This is a genomic window from Azospira sp. APE16, assembly GCF_047901315.1.
Lineage (GTDB): Bacteria > Pseudomonadota > Gammaproteobacteria > Burkholderiales > Rhodocyclaceae > Azospira > Azospira oryzae.
In genome coordinates this window covers 3,725,649-3,742,599 of the sequence record NZ_CP179682.1, presented here as the reverse complement: position 1 = coordinate 3,742,599, position 16,951 = coordinate 3,725,649, and the positions used below count along the sequence as shown (strand labels likewise).

13 protein-coding genes are annotated in these 16,951 nt (G+C 66.8%); 6 read left to right on the top strand and 7 right to left on the bottom strand.

Annotated elements, in window-relative coordinates; all coding sequences use genetic code 11:
- Positions 1 to 98: 98 nt before the first annotated feature.
- The 4 genes from gatB to gatC form a co-directional block, all read right to left on the bottom strand.
- Positions 99 to 1,556, bottom strand: coding sequence for an Asp-tRNA(Asn)/Glu-tRNA(Gln) amidotransferase subunit GatB (gene gatB, locus ACLSSQ_RS17760; protein WP_014235991.1), 1,458 nt, complete (start codon positions 1,554 to 1,556; stop codon positions 99 to 101).
- A 28-nt stretch (positions 1,557 to 1,584) separates the two neighbouring features.
- Entirely contained in the window at positions 1,585 to 2,121 is a 537-nt protein-coding gene (locus tag ACLSSQ_RS17755; RefSeq protein WP_014235992.1) for a hypothetical protein, read from the bottom strand.
- A gap of 5 nt (positions 2,122 to 2,126) precedes the next feature.
- Entirely contained in the window at positions 2,127 to 3,596 is a 1,470-nt protein-coding gene (gatA, locus tag ACLSSQ_RS17750; protein WP_416243397.1) for an Asp-tRNA(Asn)/Glu-tRNA(Gln) amidotransferase subunit GatA, read from the bottom strand.
- A gap of 64 nt (positions 3,597 to 3,660) precedes the next feature.
- Positions 3,661 to 3,948, bottom strand: coding sequence for an Asp-tRNA(Asn)/Glu-tRNA(Gln) amidotransferase subunit GatC (gatC, locus tag ACLSSQ_RS17745; RefSeq protein ID WP_014235994.1), 288 nt, complete (start codon positions 3,946 to 3,948; stop codon positions 3,661 to 3,663).
- Positions 3,949 to 4,075: 127 nt separating this feature from the next.
- On the opposite strand from gatC, the gene ACLSSQ_RS17740 reads away from it, so the two are divergent.
- From ACLSSQ_RS17740 to ACLSSQ_RS17715, 6 genes are all read left to right on the top strand, one after another.
- On the top strand, positions 4,076 to 5,119 hold the full coding sequence (locus tag ACLSSQ_RS17740; RefSeq protein ID WP_014235995.1) for a rod shape-determining protein: 1,044 nt from the start codon (positions 4,076 to 4,078) through the stop codon (positions 5,117 to 5,119).
- A gap of 156 nt (positions 5,120 to 5,275) precedes the next feature.
- Complete coding sequence (gene mreC / locus ACLSSQ_RS17735; protein ID WP_014235996.1) at positions 5,276 to 6,214, top strand: rod shape-determining protein MreC; 939 nt, start codon at positions 5,276 to 5,278, stop codon at positions 6,212 to 6,214.
- Positions 6,215 to 6,217: 3 nt separating this feature from the next.
- Positions 6,218 to 6,739, top strand: a complete 522-nt coding sequence (gene mreD, locus ACLSSQ_RS17730) for a rod shape-determining protein MreD (RefSeq protein ID WP_014235997.1) — start codon at positions 6,218 to 6,220, stop codon at positions 6,737 to 6,739.
- Positions 6,740 to 6,749: 10 nt separating this feature from the next.
- Positions 6,750 to 8,651 carry a penicillin-binding protein 2 gene (gene mrdA, locus ACLSSQ_RS17725; protein WP_014235998.1) on the top strand — a complete coding sequence of 634 codons (1,902 nt, stop codon included), beginning with the start codon at positions 6,750 to 6,752 and terminating at the stop codon, positions 8,649 to 8,651.
- Entirely contained in the window at positions 8,638 to 9,738 is a 1,101-nt protein-coding gene (rodA, locus tag ACLSSQ_RS17720) for a rod shape-determining protein RodA (RefSeq protein ID WP_416243396.1), read from the top strand. Before mrdA ends, rodA begins: the two co-directional genes overlap by 14 nt.
- Positions 9,735 to 10,775: a septal ring lytic transglycosylase RlpA family protein gene (locus tag ACLSSQ_RS17715; RefSeq protein ID WP_416243395.1), complete on the top strand. Its 1,041-nt coding sequence runs from the start codon at positions 9,735 to 9,737 to the stop codon at positions 10,773 to 10,775. Before rodA ends, ACLSSQ_RS17715 begins: the two co-directional genes overlap by 4 nt.
- On the opposite strand, the gene ACLSSQ_RS17710 is transcribed toward ACLSSQ_RS17715, so the two are convergent.
- The 3 genes from ACLSSQ_RS17710 to ACLSSQ_RS17700 all read right to left on the bottom strand — a co-directional run bounded on the left by ACLSSQ_RS17710 (position 10,776) and on the right by ACLSSQ_RS17700 (position 16,951).
- Complete coding sequence (locus tag ACLSSQ_RS17710) at positions 10,776 to 13,400, bottom strand: EAL domain-containing protein (RefSeq protein ID WP_416243394.1); 2,625 nt, start codon at positions 13,398 to 13,400, stop codon at positions 10,776 to 10,778. It lies immediately after the preceding gene.
- Between the two features lie 83 nt (positions 13,401 to 13,483).
- Positions 13,484 to 13,822, bottom strand: a complete 339-nt coding sequence (locus tag ACLSSQ_RS17705; RefSeq protein WP_014236002.1) for a P-II family nitrogen regulator — start codon at positions 13,820 to 13,822, stop codon at positions 13,484 to 13,486.
- 18 nt (positions 13,823 to 13,840) lie between these two features.
- On the bottom strand, positions 13,841 to 16,951 hold the full coding sequence (locus ACLSSQ_RS17700; protein WP_416243393.1) for an efflux RND transporter permease subunit: 3,111 nt from the start codon (positions 16,949 to 16,951) through the stop codon (positions 13,841 to 13,843).

Here is a 16,951-nt window from a genome sequence, read left to right as displayed (position 1 = left end):
CCGGAAAGAGGTGAATCAAATCCGGGAAAAAGCGGGGCCGGCAAAGAAAAAGGGCAGCTGCTGCTGCCCTTTTCAGGAGTCTGGCCAAGGTTTGGCAATCAGCCGCCCAGCTTGGCCTTGAGCAGGTCGTTCACCTGCTGGGGATTGGCCTTGCCCTTGGCCGCCTTCATCACCTGGCCCACCAGGGCGTTGAAGGCCTTTTCCTTGCCGGCCTTGTACTCGGCCACGTTGGCGGCGTTGGCAGCCAGCACCTCGTCCACCAGTTTCTCGATGGCGCCCGTGTCGGTGATCTGCTTCAGGCCCTGCTTCTCGATCACTTCGTCGGCGCTGGCGCCGTCGCCGTTCCACAGGGCCTCGAACACCTTCTTGGCGATGTTGTTGGAGATGGTGTTGTCGGCGATGCGGGCGATGAGGCCGGCCAGCTGGGCGGCGCTCACCGGAGAGGCGGCGATGTCCTTGTCCTCCTTGTTGAGGCGGGCGGACAGTTCGCCCATGACCCAGTTGGCGGCGCTCTTGGCGTTGGCCGCACCGGCGGCGGTCACCACGGCGTCGAAGTAGTCGGCCACTTCGAGGGAAGCGGTGAGGGCGGTGGCATCGTAGGCGGAGAGGCCCAGCTGCTCCATGAAGCGCTGGCGCTTGGCCTCGGGCAGCTCCGGCAGGGTGGCCTTGGTGCGCTCCACCCACTCCCGGGAGATGACCAGGGGCAGCAGGTCGGGATCGGGGAAGTAGCGGTAGTCGTGGGCGTCTTCCTTGGTGCGCATGACCCGGGTCTCGCCGGAATCCGGGTCGAACAGCACGGTGGCCTGCTGGATCTTGCCGCCGTCTTCCAGGGTGTCGATCTGCCACTGGATTTCGTAGTCGATGGCCTGCTGCAGGAAGCGGAAGGAGTTGAGGTTCTTGATTTCGCGACGGGTGCCCAGGGGCTCGCCGGGGCGGCGCACGGAGACGTTGGCGTCGCAGCGGAAGGAGCCTTCCTGCATGTTGCCGTCGCAGATGCCGATCCAGCGCACCAGGGCGTGCAGGGCCTTGGCGTAGGCCACGGCCTCGGCGGAGGAGCACATGTCGGGCTCGGTGACGATCTCCAGCAGGGGGGTGCCGGCCCGGTTGAGGTCGATGCCGGACTTGCCGTGGAAGTCCTCGTGCAGGGACTTGCCGGCATCCTCTTCTAGGTGGGCCCGGGTCAGGCGCACCACCTTCTCGTAAGCCTTGTCACCCTGGCCGACCTGGATGCGCACACCGCCGCCCACCACCACCGGCAGCTCGAACTGGCTGATCTGGTAGCCCTTGGGCAGGTCCGGGTAGAAGTAGTTCTTGCGGGCGAAGACGGACTTTGCCGCCACCTCGGCGCCGATGGAGAGGCCGAACTTGATGGCGCATTCCACGGCGCCCCGGTTCAGCACCGGCAGCACGCCGGGCAGGGCCAGGTCCACGGCGCTGGCCTGGACGTTGGGCTGGGCGCCGAAGGCGGTGGAGGAGCCTGAGAAAATCTTGGATTGGGTGGAGAGCTGTGCGTGGGTCTCGATGCCGATGACCACTTCCCAGTTGCGTGCGCTCATGTCGTTCTCGAAAGCAAAAATTCAAGCGTTAAAAACAGCTGCGGCGTTCCAGCTGGATGGGCCACAGGTAATCCACGGCCTCACCGCTGCATTGGGCCTGGCAGCCGTTGAAGGCCACCGTCACTTTCTTGTCCTGCTCCCACATGCGCACCGAGCAGCCGTCGGCGGCGGCCAGGCGCACCTGGGGCAGGGTTTCCACCTGGCGGAAGTCCTTCAGGGCGAACTGGCAGGAGCCCTTCTTCGGCACATCCACCTTGGCGGTGAAGCGTTTCACTTCGGCTTCCTTCACCTGCAGCTGGATGTTGCCCCGGTAGCCGGTGGGATCGCGGAAGGCGCAGTTGCCGGCGACGTTGAGGGGCCGGGTGGGAATGGGCTTCAGGTTGCGGCCGTTGAGGTGCTTAAGGGGCCGGCTGAAATCGTACTTGTCCGCCGGCGGCGGTTCGCTGGCCACGTTGTCCGGCAGAGGCTCGGCAGGGGGGGGCGGCGTGGCGCATCCGGCAAGGATCGTGGCGATGATGCCGCCAAGAACCAGTACCCATGCGCCGCGGCGACCAGGCAGCCCCATCCGCCTTACTCCAGGCCGGCGGGCGCGCGCCCGTGCCAGTCGGTGACCTGCTGGTAGCGGTGGGCGACGTTGAGCAGGCGGGCTTCGTCGAAGTAGTTGCCGATCAGCTGCAGACCCACCGGCAGGCCCTCGGCAAAGCCGCAGGGCAGGGACATGCCGGGCAGGCCGGCCAGGTTCACGGCGATGGTGTAAATGTCGGAAAGGTACATCTGCACCGGGTCGCCGGCCTTGTCGCCGAGCTTGAAGGCGGTGGAGGGGCTGGTGGGCCCCAGGATCACATCGCACTGCTTGAAGGCGGCGACGAAATCCTCGGCAATGAGCCGGCGGATGCGCTGGGCCTGCAGGTAGTAGGCGTCGTAGTAGCCGTGGGAGAGCACGTAGGTGCCGATCAGGATGCGGCGCTTCACCTCGGCGCCGAAGCCCTGGGCCCGGCTCTTGGCGTACATGTCGTCCAGGCTGTCGTACTCGGGGGCGCGATAGCCGTAGCGCACGCCGTCGAAGCGGGAGAGGTTGGAGCTGGCCTCGGCCGGGGCGATGACGTAGTAGGCCGGCACCGACAGCTTCATGTTGGGCAGGCTCACTTCCACCATCTCGGCACCGAGGGCCTTGTACTGCTCGATGGCGGCCTGGATGGCGGCCATCACGGCGGAGTCGCAGCCTTCGCCGAAGAACTCCTTGGGCAGGCCGATCTTGAGGCCGGCCAGGGGCTTGGCGGCAGCCGGGGCGTTCAGTTCCCGGGTGTAGTCCTCCACCGGGCGTTCCAGGCTGGTGGAATCCTTGGGGTCGAAGCCGGCCATGGCGTTGAGCAGCAGGCCGCAATCCTCGGCGGAGCGGGCCATGGGGCCGGCCTGGTCGAGGGAGGAGGCGAAGGCGATCATGCCCCAGCGGGAAACCACGCCGTAGGTGGGCTTCAGGCCGGTGAGGTTGCACAGGGCGGCGGGCTGGCGGATGGAGCCGCCGGTGTCGGTGCCGGTGGCGGCCGGCGCCAGACGGGCCGCCACGGCGGCGGCGGAACCGCCGGAGGAGCCGCCGGGAACGCGGCTCTGGTCCCAGGGGTTCTTCACCGGGCCGAAGAAGGAGGTTTCGTTGGAGGAGCCCATGGCGAACTCGTCCATATTGGTCTTGCCCAGATTCACGGCGCCGGCGGCGTCGAATTTCTGGATCACCGTGGCGTCGTAGGGGCTGACGAAGTTGGCCAGCATCTTGGAGCCGCAGGTGGTGAGCCAGCCCTCGGCGCAGAAGATGTCCTTCTGGGCCAGGGGGATGCCGGTCAGGGGGCCGGCGTCGCCGGCGGCGAGGCGGGCGTCGGCCGCCTTGGCCTGGGCCAGGGAGCGCTCCGGCTGGGTGGAGACGTAGGCGTTGATGGCCGGGTTGAGCCGGTTGATGCGGTCCAGATACAGCTGGGTCAGCTCGACGCTGGAGATCTTCTTGCCGGCCAGGGCCTGGGCGAGTTCTTTAAGGCTGGAATTGAGCATGGTCGGTAGGGAGCGAGTCGGGGGCAGGGGAGGGCGCGAAGCAAGGGCGCGGCAGCGCTCCCGCCTATTCGATGACCTTGGGCACCAGGTAGAGCCCGGCTTCGGTTTCCGGCGCCACGGCCTGGAAGGCGGCGCGGCGGTCGCTTTCGCTGACCACGTCGTCCCGCAGGCGCTGGGCCAGGTCCTGGGCGTGGGCCATGGGCTCGACCCCCTGGGTGTTCACGGCCTGCATTTCCTCGATCAGGGAGAAAATGCCGTTGAGGTGCTCGAGGGTGGTCTGGACTTCCGCTTCGGAGGTTTCGATGCGGGCAAGATGGGCGATGCGCCGGACCTGATCGGGAGTAAGGGACATGGGCTGGCTGGGGGTGAAAGCCGGCGAAGCGCCGGGTGATTAAATTCTAGGCAAAAACTTATGCTGCAAAGCGATATAAGGTATCATAAATCCCCTTCTCCCCGCTGTTTTACGGATTCAATACCCCATGTTCGGCTTTCTCCGCAGCTACTTCTCCAACGACCTGGCCATCGACCTGGGCACCGCCAACACGCTGATCTACGTGCGCGGTCAGGGCATCGTTCTCGACGAACCCTCCGTGGTCGCCATCCGCCTCGAAGGCGGACCCAACGCCAAGAAAACCATTCAGGCAGTCGGCAAGGAAGCCAAGCAGATGCTCGGCAAGACCCCCGGCTCCATCACCGCCATCCGCCCCATGAAGGACGGCGTGATCGCGGACTTCACCGTGACCGAGCAGATGCTCAAGCAGTTCATCAAGAAGGTCCACGATTCCCGCATGTTCTCCCCCTCGCCGCGCATCATCATCTGCGTGCCCTGCGGCTCCACCCAGGTGGAACGTCGCGCCATCCGCGAATCCGCCATCGGTGCCGGCGCCTCCCAGGTGTACCTGATCGAGGAACCCATGGCCGCGGCCATCGGTGCCGGCCTGCCCGTGGCCGACGCCACCGGCTCCATGGTGGTGGACATCGGCGGCGGCACCACCGAAGTGGGCGTCATCTCCCTGGGCGGCATGGTCTATGCCGGTTCCGTGCGGGTGGGCGGCGACAAGTTCGACGAAGCCATCATCAACTACATCCGCCGCAACTACGGCATGCTGATCGGCGAGACCACCGCCGAGAACATCAAGAAGGAAATCGGCTCCGCCTTCCCCGGCTCCGAAGTGAAGGAAATGGAAGTGAAGGGCCGCAACCTGGCCGAGGGCATTCCCCGCAGCTTCACCATTTCCTCCAACGAAATCCTGGAAGCCCTGACCGATCCCCTGAACCAGATCGTCTCCGCCGTGAAGAGCGCCCTGGAACAGACCCCGCCCGAACTGGGCGCGGACATCGCCGAGAAGGGCATGGTCCTGACCGGCGGCGGCGCCCTGCTGCGGGATCTGGACCGTCTGCTGATGGAAGAGACCGGCCTGCCCGTGATCGTCGCCGAGGACCCGCTGACCTGCGTGGTGCGCGGCTCCGGCATGGCGCTGGAAAAGATGGACAAGCTCGGCAGCATCTTCGCCTCCGAGTAAGGCCGCACCGGGTGAGGATGAGCATGGAACGGGAACGCCAGCCGATCCCCGACACCCCGCTCTCCTCCCTTCCCACCACCGCCCCGGCCAGTGCCGGGGCTTGGTTTTTTCCGCAGCCTTCGCGGCGCGGTCATGTAACCCCCCGGAAAGTCTGACGTGGCCGGCATCGACCACTCTCCACCGCCATTCTTCAAGCGCGGCCCGGCTCCCCTGGCCCTGCTCTCCCTCTATCTGGGCCTCTCCATCTCCCTGATGGTGCTGGACCACAAGTTCCATTACCTGGAATGGGTGCGCCAGGGCGTGGCGGTGTTCACCACTCCCCTGCAGATGCTGGCCCATGCGCCCTCCAAGGGCTTCTCCCAGGTGGACGAGTACTTCGCCAGCCTGATCTCCCTGCAGAAGGAAAACGACCAGCTCAAGCATACCCAGCTGGAGGCGGCCACCATCCTGCAGCGGCACCAGCACCTGGAGGCGGAGAACCGCCACCTGCGCGAGCTGCTGGGGGTCAAGGAGCGCCTGCCCACCGGCGGCCAGCTGGCCCAGATCCTCTATGCCGCCCGGGACCCCTTCTCCCGCCGCGTCATCGTGGACAAGGGCATGCAGGACAACGTGCTGGCCGGCCAGCCGGTGGTGGACCACCTGGGCGTCATCGGCCAGGTGACCCGGGTCTATCCCCTGCTTTCCGAAATCACCCTGATCACCGACAAGGACCAGGCCGTGCCCGTGCAGGTGGTGCGCAGCGGCCTGCGCTCCGTCGTCTTCGGCCTCGGCAACGGCCAGCTGGAGCTGCGCTACATGCCGGCCAACGCCGACGTGCAGAACGGCGACGTGCTGGTGACCTCGGGCCTGGACGGCATCTTCCCCGCCGGCTTCCCGGTGGCCAAGGTGGTGCACATGGAGCGGGACACCACCTACTCCTTCGCCCGCATCATCTGCGTCCCGGTGGCCGGGGTCGAGCATTTCGGCGAAGTGATGATCCTCAACCCGCGGGAGGCCCTGCCGCCCCGGCCGGCCGAGGCCTCCGCCACCCCGGCCGAAGGCGACAAGCCTGCCTCCTCCAAGGTGCGCCGCATCAAGCGCAGCGTCGGGAACTAAGCCATGCAGCCGACCTTTACCTCCTCCCGCATCCTGCTGCCGGTTCGTCCCTGGTTCATCACCCTGACCCTGGTGCTGGCCCTGCTGCTCAATCTGATGCCCACCGCCCACTGGCCCGGGGTGCCCGACTGGGTGGCCCTGGTGCTGTGCTTCTGGAGCGTGCGCGAATTCCGCAAGGTAAGCATGGGCTGGTCCTTCATCCTGGGCCTGGCCATGGACGTGGCCGACGGCAGCCTCATGGGCCAGCACGCCCTGGCCTACGTGCTGATGAGCTACATCGCCTCCAGCCTGTCCCGCCGCATCCTGTGGTTTCCCCTGCTGCAGCAGGCGCTGCAGGTCTTTCCCCTGTTGTTCATGGTGCAGGTCCTGCAGCTTGCCGCCCGCATGGCCACCGGTGCTGCCTTCCCCGGCTTCGGCTACCTGATCGGCCCCCTGGTGGCGGCCCTGCTCTGGGTTCCCGCCACCTACGTCCTGCTCCTGCCCCAGTACCAGCCCGTGGAGCGGGACGAGAACCGACCCATCTAAGCAGCAGGCCATGCGCTATACCGACCTCAGCAGTTCGGACCGGGAACAGGAGCAGTTCCGCTTCCGCCTTGGCTTCGCCGCCGGCATGGTGCTGCTGTGCTTCGTCATCCTCTTCGCCCGTTTCTTCTGGCTGCAGGTGGTGAAGCACGACTACTACTCCACCCGGGCCGAAGAGAACCGCATTTCCCTGGTGCCCATCATCCCCAACCGGGGCCTGATCGTGGACCGCAACGGGGTGGTGATGGCCCGCAACTATTCCGCCTTCACCCTGGAAATCACCCCCTCCCGCCTGCAGGAAGACCTGGAGACGGTGATCGAGCAGATCGGCACCCTGATCCCCATCACGCCCAAGGACAGGAAGCGCTTCAAGAAACTGATGGAGGAGTCGAAAAACTTCGAGTCCATCCCCATCCGCACCCGCCTTTCCGACGACGAGGTGGCCCGCTTTGCCGCCAACCGTTACCGTTTCCCCGGCGTCGAGGTGAAGGCCCGCCTGTTCCGCCAGTATCCCCTGGGGGACGTGGCTTCCCATGCCCTGGGCTACATGGGCCGGATCAACGACAAGGATCTGGAGACCATCGACAACGCCGAGCAGACGCCCAACTACAAGGGCACCGAGCACATCGGCAAGGCCGGCCTGGAGCAGAACTACGAGTTCCAACTGCACGGCGAGACGGGCTACGAGGAAGTGGAAGTGGATGCGGGTGGCCGGGCGGTGCGGGTGCTGTCGCGCACCGCACCGGTGTCCGGCAACAACCTGTCCCTGACCCTGGACTCCAAGCTGCAGGAGATCACCGAGCAGGCTTTCGGCAGCCGCCGCGGCGCCCTGGTGGCCATCGAACCGTCCACCGGCGGCATCCTGGCCCTGGTCTCCAAGCCCACCTACGACCCCAACCTGTTCGTGGACGGCATTCGCGGCGACGACTGGGACGGCCTCAACACCGACCCGGACAAGCCCCTGCTCAACCGGGCCATCTACTCGGCCTATCCGCCTGGCTCCACCTTCAAGCCCTTCATGGCCCTGGCGGCCCTGGTCCAGGGCAAGCGCACCCCCTCCCAGGCCATCGCCGATCCGGGCTATTTCAACTTCGGCGGCCATCAGTTCCGGGACGACAAGAAGGGCGGCCACGGCATGGTGGACATGTACAAGTCCATCGTCGAATCCTGCGATACCTACTACTACATCCTGGCCAACGACATGGGCATCGACAATATCGCCGCCTTCATGGGCCAGCTGGGCCTGGGCCAGCGCACCGGGGTGGACATCCAGGGCGAGAGCGAGGGCGTGCTGCCCTCCCAGGCCTGGAAGAAGCGCCGCTTCAAGAAGCCGGAGCACCAGAAATGGTATGCCGGGGAAACCATCTCCATCGGCATCGGCCAGGGCTACAACGCCTACACGCCGATCCAGCTGGCCCAGGCGGTGGCTACCATCGCCAACGACGGGGTCATGTACCGGCCCCATCTGGTGAAGTACATCACCAACAGCCGCAGCGGCGAGAAGACCATGGTGGAGCCCCAGCCCATCCGCGACCTCAAGCTCAAGCCGGAACACCTGGCGGTGATCAAGAACGCCATGGTCGGCGTGAACAAGGCCGGTACCGGGGCCCGGGCCTTCGCCGGCGCCGGCTACGAATCCGCCGGCAAGACCGGCACCGCCCAGGTGTTCAGCCTGAAGGGCGAGAAGTACGTGGAGGGCGCCACCAAGCACCACCTGCGCGACCACTCCCTGTTCATCGCCTACGCCCCGGCGGAGCAGCCCAAGATCGCCCTGGCGGTGATCGTGGAGAACGGCGGTTTCGGCGCCGCCGCCGCCGCCCCCATCGCGCGTATGGTGCTGGACTACTACATCCTCGGCAAGGTGCCCAAGGGCCCGGCCAACGAGGACGAGGAGGGCGACGATGGAGGCCATTAGGCGCTACTGGTACAAGGCCGTTGAGCACCTGGACGGCCCCCTGCTGACCATTGCCCTGGTGATCCTGGGCATCGGCACCGCCACCGTCTATTCCGCCACCTACATCGGCCTGAGCCGCATGGGGCCCCAGGCGGTGAACCTGCTGATCGCCTTTTCCGTGATGTGGATGGTGGCCCAGGTGCCGCCCCAGAAGCTGCTGCGCTTCGCCGTGCCCCTCTACGTGCTGGGGGTGATCCTGCTGCTGGCGGTGTGGCTGTTCGGCATCAAGGTGAACGGGGCCCGACGCTGGCTGCATGTCGGCGTCACCCGCATCCAGCCCTCCGAGATCATGAAGATCGCCATGCCCCTGATGCTGGCCTGGTACTTCCACAAACACGAGGCTGCCCTGCGCTGGCGTCATTACGCCACGGCCTCCATGCTGCTGCTGGTGCCGGTGGCCTTCATCATCAAGCAGCCGGACCTGGGCACCGCCATCCTGGTGCTGGCCGCCGGCTTCTATGTCATCTTCTTCGCCGGCCTGTCGTGGAAGGTCATCGTCGGCCTCATCGCCGCCGGCGCCGCTGCCGCGCCCTTCGCCTGGACCATGCTGCACGACTACCAGCGCAAGCGCATCCTGACCCTCATCGACCCCACCTCCGATCCTTTGGGGACGGGCTACCACATCATCCAGTCCACCATCGCCATCGGCTCCGGCGGCATTATCGGCAAGGGCTGGCTCAATGGCACCCAGACCCACCTGGAGTTCATCCCGGAAAAGCACACCGACTTCATTTTCGCGGTCTTCTCCGAGGAATGGGGCCTGATCGGCAACCTGGTACTGCTGCTCCTCTACCTGCTGCTCATTGGCCGTTGCATGATGATCGCCGCCAACGCCCCGACCCTGTCGTCGCGTCTCCTGGCCGGCGCCATCTCCCTCAACTTCTTCACCTACGCCTTCGTCAACATGGGCATGGTGAGCGGCATCCTGCCGGTGGTGGGGGTGCCCCTGCCCTTCGTCAGCTACGGCGGCACGGCCCTGGTGACCCTGTTCCTCGGCCTCGGTATCCTGATGAGCATCCACACCCATCGCATGCTGGTGAAGAAATGAAGCGTTCTCTCCTGCCGGGCCTGTGCGGCGCCTTCCTGCTGACCCTGCTGGCGGCCTGTGGCGGCCCGGCGCCGCGCCTCGAGCGGGCGCCGGAGGCCGGTGCCCGGCCGCCGGCCAAGAGCGGCATGAAGCCCAATCCCCTGGCCCGCCGGGGCGGCGGCTTCTACAAGGACGACGGCCTGCCCGAGGAAATTCCCGAGAACATCGACGACATTCCCGATGCCGAACCCCGCTGGGAGCCCCTGCACCGCTTCGCCAACAGGCCCTACGTGGTGCTGGGCAAGGAATACGTGCCCATGACCCGGCTCCAGCCCTACAAGGTGCGCGGCATCGGCAGCTGGTATGGCAAGAAATTCCACGGCCAGAAGACCTCCATCGGCGAGCCCTACGACATGTTCGCCATGACCGCGGCCCACCCGACCCTGGCCATTCCCTCCTACGCCCGGGTCACCAACGTGGCCACCGGCAAGTCGGTCATCGTGCGCATCACCGACCGGGGCCCCTTCCATGCCGACCGGGTGATCGACCTCTCCTTCACCGCCGCCTACCGCCTCGGCTACGTGGCCAACGGCAGCACCGCGGTGGAAGTGGAATCCATCGTCCTCGAACCCGGCGCCACCTATGCCGCTGCGCCGGCCCTGGAAGTGGCTGCCATCAAGCGCCAGACGGCACGCCAGGAAGCCCGCCCGGCACCGACGCGGGAGGAGCGGGACCCCATCGCCGAAATGGCCATGGCGGCCCAGGCCCAGGACGAGCCGGCCGCCGCGCCGGCGGCGGCACCCGCCCCGGCAGCCGTCGCCGGCGTCGGCAATGTCTTCCTGCAGCTTGGCGCCTTCTCCAGCCAGGACAATGCGGAAAGCCTGAAGGCCAAGCTGGCCCGGGAACTGGACTGGCTCACCGACGCCATCCAGATCCAGAGCAAGGGCGGCATGCACCGCATCCACGTCGGCCCCTACCGGGACCGCATGGAGGCGGACAAGGTGGCCGAGCGCATCCGCCTGGCCCTGGGCTTCAAGCCCACTTTCGTCACTCGCTGATCAGGCGTTGCGCCTGGCCAGGTAGGCGGCGAACTCGTCCGCCGGCATGGGGCGGCCGAAGTGAAAGCCCTGGGCCTCGTCGCAGCCGTGGCGGTGCAGGATCTCCAGCTGCTCCGCGGTTTCCACCCCCTCGGCGATGACCCGCAGGCGCAGGCTGTGGCCCATGCTGATGATGGCCACGGCGATGGCCTGGTCGTCCGCATCGGCAACGATGTCGCGGACAAAACTCTGGTCGATCTTCAGTTTGTCGATGGGAAAACGCTTCAGGTAGGAGAGGCTGGAATAGCCCGTGCCGAAGTCGTCGATGGACAGCATCACCCCCATTTCGTCCAGGCGGCGCAGGCAGCGCACCGTGGCTTCCGCATCCTCCATCACCGTGCGTTCCGTCAGTTCCAGCTCCAGATAGCGCGATTCCAGGCCGGTGCGGCGCAGCAGCTCGGCCACGCTCTCGTGCAGCTCGCTCTGGCGCAGCTGCACCGCCGAGAGGTTCACCGCCACGGGGATGGCCGGCAGGCCGGCCTCCTGCCAGGCCCGGTTCTGACGGCAGGCCTCGTACAGCACCCAGTCGCCGATGGCGCCGATGAGGCCCGAATCCTCGGCCACGGGAATGAAACGGGCCGGTGGCACCATGCCCAGCTCCGGGTGCAGCCAGCGCACCAGGGCCTCGGCGCCGATGACCCGGCCGCTGCCCATGTCCACCTGGGGCTGGTAGTGCAGCACGAATTCCTGCCGCTCCACCGCCTGGCGCAGGGCGTTCTCCAGCACCAGGCGCTCGAAGGCCAGCACGTTCATTTCGGCGGTGAAAAACTGGTAGGCGTTGCGCCCCGATTCCTTGGCCTGGTACATGGCCGTGTCGGCGTTCTTCAGCAGGCTCTGGAAGTCCCGGGCGTCGTGGGGAAAGAGGCTGATGCCGATGGAGGGGGTGACGGTGAGCTGGTGGCCGTCGATGACGAAGGGCTGGGCCACCCGGTCGATGATCTTGCGCGCCACCTGGGAGGCCCCGTCCAGCTGGGCGTCGGCCAGCACCACCACGAATTCGTCGCCGCCCAGGCGCGACACCGTGTCCGAATCCCGCACGCAGCCCTTGAGGCGCTGGGCCACGGACTGCAGCAGGCGGTCGCCGGTGAAGTGGCCGAGGGAATCGTTCACCGTCTTGAAATTGTCCAGGTCGATGAAAAGCAGGGCCAGGGTCTCCTGTTCCCGCTCGGCGGCGGCCAGGCACTGGCTGACCCGGTCGTGCAGCAGGGTGCGGTTGGGCAGGCCGGTGAGTTCGTCGAAATAGGCCAGCTGGTGGATGCGGTCCTCCTGCCGGCGCTTTTCCGTGATGTCCTCCTTCACCGCGACGAAATGGGTGATGCGCTGGTTGTCGTCGGTGATGGGGGAGATGGTGGCGTGTTCCCAGTACAGCTCGCCGTTGCGCCGCCGGTTGTGGAACACCCCTTCCCACTGGCCGCCGCTGGCGATGGTGGACCACAGCTCCTGGTATACCTCCAGGGGCGTCTCGCCGGACTTGAGCACGCTGGGCTTGAGGCCCACCGCCTCCTCGGCGCTGTAGCCGGTGGTGCGGGTGAACTTGGGATTGACGTACTCGATGACGCCGTTGGTGTCGGTGATGACGATGGTGGCCGGGCTCTGCTCCACCGCCCGGGAGAGCTGGCGCAGTTGCAGTTCGGCGCGCTTGCGCTCGGTGGCGTCCTCGACGATGGCGATGCCCCCCAGCAGCTGGCCGCTCTGGTCCAGCACCGGCGCCGCCACCAGGGAAACCCACAGCTGGCGGCCGCTGAGGCTGGCGCGGTATTCGCCCTCGAAGCGCCCGGTGCGGCCCTCCAGCACTGCCGCCAGGGCCGGCAGGGGGCGCTGGTCCTGCAGCTTGGCCATGTCCAGGTCATGTAGCCGCTCCAGGGGGACGCCGATGATGTTGGCGAACTGCTGGTTGCTGTAGGTGATGTGCAGCTCGGTGTCGTAATGGATGATGCCCGTGGGACAGAACTCCAGCAGGCGCAGGTAGCGCTCCTCCAGGGAGTGCAACTGGGCCTGGCTCTGGCGCAGGGCCGCGTGCTCCAGGGCCAGGCTTACCAGGTTGGCCAGGGCCACGCCCAGCAGGCGCTGTTCCTCGTTCCAGGGCCGGGCCGGCTCCGCCTGCTCGTGGCAGAGAACGCCGGCCAGGCGCCCCTGCTGGCGCACCGGGTAGTCGAGCAGGGCGCCGATGCCATGGGGCGTCAGGTAGGCGTCGTTGAGGTCCCGGGTGGCCGGGTGGTGCAGGGCGTCGTCGGCGACGATGGGCTCGCCGCTTTCCAGGGCGGCGAAGTAGGCCGGGCAGTCGGCTTCCTGCAGGCGCTGGCCGCTGCTGTGGCAGCCGCCAGCCCGTTCAAAGAGATCGGCGCAGCGGATGGTGCGCTGGCTGTCGTCGAACAGCCAGATGCCGACCCGGTCCACGCCGAGCAGCCGGGTGGCGGTTTCGGTGAGGTAGGGGTAAATCTCCTCCAGCCCGGCCTGGGCCAGAAACTCGGCCCGGCTCAGGCGCTCCAGCCAAGCAGCCCGGGACGGTGCGCCCGGCCGGGGGCCGGCGGCGCACTGCTCTGTCTCGGGAAAAGCTGGCCAGGGGGGATGGGGGGGAAACGGCATCGGCGACTACCTCCATCGCCCCATGATGCCTGCCGCATCGTGAAATCTGCCTTGCGCTGGATCAAATCAACCCGGCGCCGGGTTCAGATGGAATCCTTGCCCGGCATGGTCTTGAAGATGAAGGCGGCCCGGTCCACCGGCGTCACCCATACCAGGCCGTCGCCGATCTGGCCGGTCTGGGAGACGGCGATGATGCGGTCCACGATCACCGTGGCCAGGTCGTCGTCGGCGATGATCTCGATGCGCACCTTGGGGGTGTAGTCGGTCAGCTCTTCCTTGATGTTGTGCGGCACGTGGCGGGAGGGCGCGCTGCAGCCCTCCGCTTTGCTCACCGTCATGCCGGGAAAGCCCGGGATGTCCCGCAGGGCCTCGCGCAGGGCGGGCAGCTTGTTGGGGCGCACTACGGCCTTGATTTCCTTCATCGGTGCGTCTCCTTACAGTTAGGCTTCCACCGGTTCTTCGTCGAACCAGCGGTAGAGGGTGGGCAACACCACCAGGGTCAGCAGGGTGCAGGTGATGAGGCCGCCGATGACCACGATGGCCAGGGGGCGCTGCACTTCGGAACCGGGGCCGGTGGCGAAGAGGAAGGGAATGAGGCCGAGCATGGCCACCGTCGCCGTCATCATCACCGGGCGGAAGCGCAGGATGGCGCCCTTGGTCACCGCTTCGTCCAGGCTGGCGCCTTCCTGGCGCAGGCTGCGGATATAGGATACCAGCACCACCCCGTTGAGCACGGCGATGCCCCACAGGGCGATGAAGCCCACCGAGGCCGGCACCGAGAGGTACTCGCCGGTCACCGCCAGGCCGATGATGCCGCCGATGGAGGCGAAGGGCAGCACCAGGATGATGAGGCTGGCCATGCGCAGCGAATTGAAGAGCAGGAACAGCAGGAAGAAGATGGCGCCGATGGTGATGGGGATGATGATGGTGAGGTGCCCCAGGGCCCGCTCCATGTTCTGGAACTGGCCCCCCCACTCCAGGTAGTAGCCTTCCGGCAGCTTGATCTTCTCCGCCACCTTCTGCTGCAGTTCGGCGACGAAGCTGCCCAGGTCCCGGTCCTTCACGTTCACGCCGACCACGATGCGGCGCTTGGCCGTCTCCCGGCTGATCTGGGCCGGACCGTCGGCCAGGCGGATCTCCGCCAGGGCTTCCAGGGGCACCTGGGCGCCGCCGGGGGCGCTGACCAGGATGTGGCGGATGGCCTCCACGTCGTTGCGGAATTCCTTGGGCAGGCGCACGGTGGCGGAGAAGCGGCGTTCGCCCTCATAGACGTCGGTGGCCACCTTGCCGCCGATGGCGGTCTCGATCACGTCGTGCACGTCGGCGGCGTTGAGGCCGAGGCGGGCGATGGCCTGGCGGTCGATCTCGATGATCAGGTACTGCTGGCCGGAGATGCGCTCCACCCGCATGTCCTGGGCGCCCTGGATGGACTGGGCCACCTTGGCGATTTCCTCGGCCTTCTTCTTCAGGGTGTCCAGATCGTCGCCGAAAACCTTGACGGCGATGTCGGAACGGACCCCGGTGACCATTTCGTCCACCCGGTCGGAGATGGGCTGGGCCATGACGATCTGCACCCCGGGCAGGGCCTTCAGCTTGTCGCGCATGGCCTCGGCGATGTCGTCCTGGTTCCAGCCGGAGGGCCATTCGCTGCGGGGCTTGAGGCTGACGATGGGGGTGGATTCGTTGGGGCCCTGGGGGTCGGCCGGGGATTCGCCGCGGCCGACGCCGGAGACGGCGGATTTGACCCCCGGCACTTCCATCACCAGCTTCATGGCCTGCATTTCCATCTTGATGGATTCATCCAGGGAAATGTTGGGCACCCGGTTGATGCCCGGCACCACGGAGCCTTCCTTCATCTCCGGGATGAAGGCGGTGCCAAGGAAGGGCAGGATGGCCAGGGTGGCGACGAAGACGCCGACGCACAGGGTCACCGTCTTCCTGCCGTTGGCCAGGGACCAGTTGAGCATCTTCAGGTAGGGCTTCTTCATGGCGGCGATGGCCCGGGTGTCGTGGTCGCCCTGGCCCGGCGGCACCTTCAAGAGGTAGGAGCAGAGCACCGGCGACAGGGTCAGGGACAGCACCAGGGAGACGGCCAGGGCGATGGCGATGGTGTAGGCGAGGGGGGCGAACATCTTGCCCTCCATGCCCTGCAGGGTCATCAGGGGCAGGAACACCAGGATGATGATGCCGACGCCGAAGATCACCGGCGTCGCCACTTCCTTGACCGCGTTGAAGATGATGCGGATACGCGATTCCCCCGTCTCCGCCTTGCGCCCCAGGTAGGCGAAGGCGTTTTCCACCACCACCACCGAGCCGTCCACCATGAGGCCGATGGCGATGGCCAGGCCTCCCAGGGACATCAGGTTGGCCGAGAGGTTGATCTGGTTCATGGCCATGAAGGTGAGCAGGGGCGTCAGCACCAGGGTGGCGACGACGATGATGGAGGAGCGCAGGTCGCCGAGGAACAGCAGTAGCACCACCACCACCAGGAAGACGCCTTCGATCAGCACCTTGGTCACGGTCCACAGGGCCGCATCCACCAGCTCGGAGCGGTCGTAGTAGGGCACGATCTTGAGGCCGCCGGGCAGCATGTCCTTGTCGTTGATCTCCTTCACCCGCTCCTGGATGCGGCCGACGATCTGCTTGGCGTTGCCGCCGGCCAGCATCATCACCACGCCGCCCACGGATTCGGTGACGCCGTTCTTCACCAGGGCGCCCTCGCGCACCGCGTGGCCCAGGTCCACCGTGGCCACGTCGCGGATGTACACCGGCACCCCGTCCCGCTCCTTCAGCACGATGGAGCGGATGTCGTCCAGGTCCCGCACCAGGCCCACGCCGCGGATCAGGTACTGCTCGGCGTAGTGGGGCAGCACGCCGCCGCCGGAGTTGGCGTTGTTGCGGCCCACGGCCTGGTACACGTCGGCCACGGTGAGCTTGAAGTGCCGCAGCTTGTCCGGGTTCACCAGCACCTGGTACTGCTTGACGAAGCCGCCCTGGGAGTTGATTTCGGCGACGCCGGAAATGGAGCGCAGCAGGGGGCGCACCACCCAGTCCTGGGCGACGCGGCGCTGGGTCAGCTCCTCCGGCGTCAGGGCCCGCTCGCCGTCGTCGCCCCGCTCCAGGGTGTACTGGTAGATCTCGCCGAGGCCGGTGGAGACGGGGCCGAGCACCGGGGTGATGCCCTCGGGCAGGCGCGAACCCACTTCCAGCAGGCGTTCCATGACCAGCTGGCGGGCGAAGTAGACGTTGGTGCTGTCGGTGAACACCAGGGTGATGAGGGAGAGGCCCGGCTTGTTCAGGGAACGCATCTCCGTCAGGCCGGGCAGGCCGGTCATGGCGATTTCCAGGGGCACCGTGGCGAAGCGCTCCACCTCCTCCGGCGAGCGGCCGGGGGCCTCGGTGGCGATCTGCACCTGGATGTTGGTGACGTCGGGGAAGGCATCCACCGACAGCTTGCGCGCAGCGTTGAGGCCGAACACCAGCAGGGCGACGGCGATGACGACGACGATCAGGCGTTGTTTGAGGGCGGCGCGAATCAGGGATTCGATCAT